Genomic DNA, 2754 nt, shown 5'->3' on the forward strand with positions numbered 1-2754 from the left:
TAATAATCAAAGATAAGGAAGTAATTGCAGAATCTAAATGGCTGCAAATACCATAAATTTAACACTTTATACAAAAAATTATAAAGAGTGAATACAACTAAGTTTATGGAGTCTGAAAGAGTTTCCAGTCATCCGAACTCCATAAAATTTGCTCTATGAAGCATGAATTCTGTTAGCTTTGCGTATAATATTTAATTTAAATTCTTCCTCAAGAGTAAATCAGGTGATGAAATACGAGGACTCGTTACAAAATAGGGGTCGGGTTTATATTATTAATAATTATTTCTGCCGGGTTGCTGTCTATCTGGTGGCAAGACCAGAAGCAGAAGATGTATGATAGGAGCCTCAGGAGTAGTTATGATTACGATGTAATGTTAACTACAGACTCAACCCTGAGCAACATGACTCTTTACCTTCCACTCCCGGTGATAAACAACACATCATACGTGGGCATGGATATCGTAGAGCATCACTTTAATAACAATGAACCTTCGTGGGAATACGCCTTAGTGGATACGGAACACGGACTCATGCTTTCTATGAAAAATAAGAAGCCAAGAAGTATAGATCTTAGTACAATAATATTCTCTAACCAGACCATAGACACAATGAACCCGCTGGGCAATGAAATGGTTCTTATGCCCAAATACAAGCTCACGCATAATGTCAACGCCAGCAGAGTATATTCACGGACGTCTGAGCAATTTGATTATGAAAGTCGGATGTATGCCTGCTATGAAACCTCCTCGAATGCAAACGTCAGCATTTCTATCTACTTGAATGCACTTAATGAATGGTGGATCGGAGGATGGCAGTCGAACAGCTATTGGGAAGTCATGGAAATTAAGTTATCTGGACCTCAGAATGGATGGACAACAGTAAATGGCGAACTTGTTACCGGAGAAGGAACGTATGAGATATAATATGAAATGCCACCTGTTAAAACGGTGACTTTCTGATTCATTGCCTATTATTTTTACATCGGGAGCGTGGGGGGTCACGAACGCTTCGGGTCGGGGATGAAGTGAACCCTCGCTCTTATGTTTACGATTTAAATATCTAAACCATATCTTCCTTGTATAGAGATCGTAAATCGGATCGGAAACCAAGGTCAAAATTTCAATCACTTATGTTCATGAAACCTTGTTAAAGAATACTTAATTATCTATTCCCGAGTAACCGGACGGGCGGCCCGAAGCATACCCCATCCTTTAGAGTGGGTGGCCGCCCGCAGTTTGATTTTTCATCGATACCGCAGCCTGCTACGGGATGCGTCAGCGCAATTTAATTAAGGACAGAACTTTATTTCCTTCCTGATTTCTGTTCGGCAATTTCATCGGCTGTTGCATATGGGTGAGAGTATCTTTCGTTTTCTTCTGTATGTGATTTCATATAGAGCTTGGATTTAATCTGAACTGCTTTGGCGGGGCAATAATTGAGACAGGCATAACAAAAATAACATTTCACACTTTCCTGCCACACAGGTTTATTGTCAATCATTTTTATTTTTCCGGACAGACAAACCTTTTCACATTTTCCGCAGCCCATACACCTCGAGTCTGCATAAAAATAATTTTTTGCACCATTATGCTCGGCATAAGCCATTCCTAGACGAACCAGCCGTCCTAACCCACTACTGGCAGGAATGAATTCAGAATCTTTTTCCCGGCTATTTTCTTGATTGATGATTATTTTTTTAATCGAGTCAAGTCTTTTCTGAACCTCAGACTCCAGTTCTGCAATTTCTCCTTTTGTTACGGGATGATAATCTTTATCTCTCGGATCATTGCAGCCCATATTCAGGGTGAAAGAGGAATTCAGGCTTTTACCTCTTTTTTTCAGTATCTTCTCAATTTCAATAAATGCTATGTGCTGGGTGCCGGTTCGCGTAGCCACAGCAAAAATATATCTGGCTGATTTTAAATCCAGTTTCTTAATGAACCTTTTTACGGGAATAGGAACTGTCATAAAATGAATAGGAAATACGAAACCTACCGTTTCTCCGCTGGTTTCTATAACGTCCTTATTTAAGAGGCTTACAACTGGAATCAGGTCTGCTTTCGGGATTCTTTTCTGTAATTCCTTTGCTACATATAGCGAATTACCAGTTCCTGAAAAATAGTAAATTTCTACTTCAGTCATCGAAATCCTTTATTTCAGTCCTTCAGTTATTTACCCTTTATTTTATCTTGCTGATATTATATATATCTGGAAGAAAAACTGAGACTAAGTTGAATAATATCTCCCGCTCAAATGAAAGCATGTTATAGATAGTGGTATTCCATTAGCTTCAGTACTGCAGGAAGACACTTTCAACAATGCCTGAACTATAGCAGTAGATTCAGAAAATTGGAAAAATTCAGAATATTACAAAAAGTGAGGGAGATCTGTAATCTACCAAGGATTAAAAGATGTACAAATGCTTATTTTTCATTTATTTATTTTTATTTAAAAAGCTTGCATGCAGAAATTAAAATTAATCACTTTTTTACTAAGATTGGAATCAATAGTGCTAAGAATCATGCTAAGAATCATGCTAAGAATTATGCTAAGAATTCAAGAAGTTGAGTCTCCCGAAAAGCTACATCTGACTAATAGAAAAGTACTAATCTAATTTAAAAAAGAAAAAGTTCCGTGCCAAAAGGCACGGATCTATATTTTCAATTCACATTCGGATTTATTATTTTGGAGGCCAGTTCTTCTCCATCCAGCCTGGGAGCCTTCCGGAGTCCATTGGACCAACCATAACTCTTA

2 protein-coding genes are annotated in these 2754 nt (G+C 37.9%); one reads left to right on the forward strand and one right to left on the reverse strand.

Translation table 11 applies throughout. The features are described 5' to 3' along the window. Nucleotides 1–329: 329 nt before the first annotated feature. The gene (locus EQO05_RS15185; protein ID WP_240664786.1) at nt 330–923 is read left to right on the forward strand and encodes a hypothetical protein; all 594 of its coding nucleotides are present in this window, start codon (nt 330–332) and stop codon (nt 921–923) included. 379 nt (nt 924–1302) lie between these two features. Here the strand turns inward: EQO05_RS15185 and EQO05_RS15190 are convergent, their stop codons facing one another. Further along, the gene (locus EQO05_RS15190) at nt 1303–2142 is read right to left on the reverse strand and encodes an EFR1 family ferrodoxin (RefSeq protein WP_128507950.1); all 840 of its coding nucleotides are present in this window, start codon (nt 2140–2142) and stop codon (nt 1303–1305) included. Nucleotides 2143–2754 lie beyond the last annotated feature (612 nt).

It is taken from the genome of Methanosarcina sp. MSH10X1, from assembly GCF_004099695.1.
In the GTDB taxonomy this organism is placed as follows: Archaea; Halobacteriota; Methanosarcinia; order Methanosarcinales; family Methanosarcinaceae; genus Methanosarcina.